This is a genomic window from Methylocella silvestris (genome assembly GCF_002891535.1).
Classification (GTDB): domain Bacteria; phylum Pseudomonadota; class Alphaproteobacteria; order Rhizobiales; family Beijerinckiaceae; genus Methylocapsa; species Methylocapsa silvestris_A.
The window spans coordinates 1-2,783 of the sequence record NZ_PDZR01000054.1 but is presented as its reverse complement, the minus strand read 5'-3'; the positions used below and the strand labels follow the sequence as shown (position 1 = coordinate 2,783).

The following is a 2,783-nucleotide window of genomic DNA, read 5'->3' as shown; positions in this document are numbered from 1 at the left end:
AATGCCTTCGAATTCGGCAGCAGCGTTCAAGGTCGGAGGACACATACCGAATGCCGTCGCATGCTTACATCAACACGATCGCCACCGCGGTTCCCGTCCATGACGTCCACAGCTTCTTTCTCCGCTTCGCGAGCTCGCAACTGGCGGACGATTCCCGCTTGCGCGAGGTTTTCAACCGCATGGCGGAAAAAGGGGGCATCGAGCATCGCTTTTCCTGCTTCGCGCCCGCCGCTGATCCTGATGGCGCGAGCCTCGATGCGGCCGGCATGTTCAGGCGCGGCGCGTTTCCATCGACGGCCAGACGGATGCAGTTGTTCTCCGCGCAGGCGCCCGCGCTGGCGCAAAAATCGGTCGAACGGGCGCTCCTCGGCGAAGATCGGGAGCGCATCACGCATCTGATCGTCACCACCTGCACAGGCTATTCCGCCCCCGGCCTTGATCTAGACATCATCGCCCGGTGCGAGCTTCCGGGTTCGATCGAACGCACTACTGTTGGATTCATGGGATGCTATGCGGCGATCACGGCGTTGAAGCTCGCGCGGCACATTGTGCGGTCGCAGTCCGAGGCGCGGGTGCTGATCGTCAACGCCGAGCTTTGTACGCTGCATCTCAAGGAGAGCGCAGACCTCGAAGAGCTGCTTTCGTTTTGCCTGTGGGGTGACGGCGCCGCGGCGGCGCTGGTGAGCGCGCGGCCCACCGGCATCGGTCTTGACGGCTTCCACGCGGTCGCCATCCCCGACACGCGCGCGCTCATGACGTGGGACATTGGCGATGATGGCTTCAATATGGTGCTGTCGGGCAGGGTGCCTGGCGCCATCCATCATGCGCTTGGCGCCGCCATCGGCGGCATTCTTGACGGCAGGCGCGTCGCCGACATCGATCTCTGGGCGATCCATCCCGGCGGCCGTTCCATACTTGGAGCGGTGGAGCGGGCGCTGGATCTTGCGCCGGACGACCTGTCGCACTCGCGCGACGTTCTGCGCGCATATGGCAACATGTCGTCGGCGACCATCATGTTTGTGCTTGAGCGGATGCTGCGCGGCTTCAGCGAAAATTGCGCTGGTTGCGCGATGGCCTTCGGCCCAGGCCTGACGGCGGAAACAATGCTGTTCCACACGGCGGGTGCGGCTTGATGTCGTCCGCTCTCGCCACCCGACGGATCGAGGCGGAGTTGCTCGACAGCCTGCCCGCCGCCGATCCGCGCGCGATCCGCTCGCGCCGCGACCTCGCGCTGATCAATGCGCTGATGTTTCAGCCAGCGATCATGGCGGGGCTTTTGCGCGCACAGATGCCGGCGGGGCGCGCGCGGATCCTCGAAATCGGCTGCGGCGACGGTTCGTTCATGCTGTCGGTCGCGCGGCGTTTGCGTCATAGTGCCGCCGATGTCGATCTCGTCCTGCTCGACCGGGTCGATCTCGTCGCCGCGCCGCGCGTTGCGGCTTTCGCCGCGCTGGGCTGGCGCGTCGAAATCGTGACAGGCGATGTTTTCGCCTTTGTCGACAAACCCGACATCGGCGGTTTCGATATCGTTTCGGCCAATCTCTTTCTGCACCACTTTTCGGATCGCGCCTTGCAGATGCTGTTTCAATCGCTCCGCCGGCTGGCGCCGGTCGTCGTTGCCGCAGAGCCCCGCCGGACGCGGGTTGCGGTCTGGGCGACTGCCCTGCTGGGGGCGATAGGCGCCAATGCGGTGAGCCGGCATGACGCCGCAGCTAGCGTGCGCGCGGGATTTTACGGCCGCGAGTTGTCAGGGCTTTGGCCGCAGGATTGCGCCGACCGGATCGAGGAGCGCGGGATCGGCCCGTTCACCCATGTTTTTTCTGTCACGCGCGCCGACGGGCGGGGGCCATGAGCTACGACGCCATCATCATTGGCGCGGGTCCAGCCGGCTGCTCGGCGGCGCTGGCTTTGGCGGGCATGGGGCGGCGCGTGGCGATCGTCGAACAGAGCCTTTTTCCGCGCAAAAAAGTCTGCGGCGAATACATGTCGGCCGTCAATCTCGATCTGCTCGACCGGCTTGGCGCCGGCGCGGCCGTGCGGGCGAGGGCGGGGCCCAGCGTCCGCCGCGTCGCGCTTTTTGCTTCGGGACCCGCGGTCGAGGCCGGCATGCCGCGCGCGCCGGGCGGAGCCTTTGGCTGCGCGCTTGGCCGCGATGTGCTCGACAGCGTGCTGCTGCAGGCGGCGACTGACTCCGGCGCCGCGGTGTTTCAGCCCTGGCGGACCGTCGATGTCTGCGCCGGCGGCGCTGCAGCCGCGGTGCGGATCGAAAGCGCCGGCGAGAGCCGCGTGCTGACCGCCGACGTGGTGATCGCCGCGCATGGCTCATGGGCGCGCGGGCCGCTGCCAAGCCAGCTCGAACGGCAAAACCGCCGGCAGGATTTCTTCGGCTTCAAAGCTCATTTCAGGGGGGCGTCGCTCGCCGCCGATCTGATGCCGTTGCTCGTTTTCCCGGGCGGTTACGGTGGTATGGTGTGGGCCGATCAGGGCCGCCTGTCGCTGTCGTGCTGCATCCGCCGCGATGCGCTGGCGCAGGTTCGCGATTTATACAACGCCCCGGCGGCGCAGGCGGTCTTTGCGCATATCCTGGCCTCGTGTCCGGCGGCGCGGATTGCGCTCGGTGGCGCCGCGCTCGACGGCGCATGGCTGGCCGCCGGCCCGATCCGGCCGGGCGTGCGGGCGAGTTACGCCGCGGACATCTTCCGCGTCGGCAACATCGCCGGCGAATGCCATCCGATCATCGCCGAGGGCATTGCGATGGCGCTGCAATCGGGCTGGCTGCTCGC

General features: G+C 67.0%; 3 protein-coding genes. All 3 read left to right on the top strand.

Annotation, left to right across the window (positions count from 1 at the left end; genetic code table 11):
* The first annotated feature begins 50 nt into the window (after nucleotides 1-50).
* Nucleotides 51-1,133 (top strand): type III polyketide synthase, encoded by a 1,083-nt coding sequence (locus CR492_RS20140; protein ID WP_102845491.1) that lies wholly within the window; start codon nucleotides 51-53, stop codon nucleotides 1,131-1,133.
* Nucleotides 1,133-1,852, top strand: coding sequence for a methyltransferase domain-containing protein (locus CR492_RS20135; protein ID WP_102845490.1), 720 nt, complete (start codon nucleotides 1,133-1,135; stop codon nucleotides 1,850-1,852). Before CR492_RS20140 ends, CR492_RS20135 begins: the two co-directional genes overlap by 1 nt.
* On the top strand, nucleotides 1,849-2,783 hold a 935-nt coding region (locus CR492_RS20130), incomplete at its 3' end, for an NAD(P)/FAD-dependent oxidoreductase (protein WP_102845489.1). The genes CR492_RS20135 and CR492_RS20130, both read left to right, overlap by 4 nt.

Coding starts and splice junctions, on each gene's coding strand:
- CR492_RS20140 (WP_102845491.1), top strand. CDS start 51: ATGCCGTCGCATGCTTACATCAACACGATCGCCACCGCGGTTCCCGTC.
- CR492_RS20135 (WP_102845490.1), top strand. CDS start 1,133: ATGTCGTCCGCTCTCGCCACCCGACGGATCGAGGCGGAGTTGCTCGAC.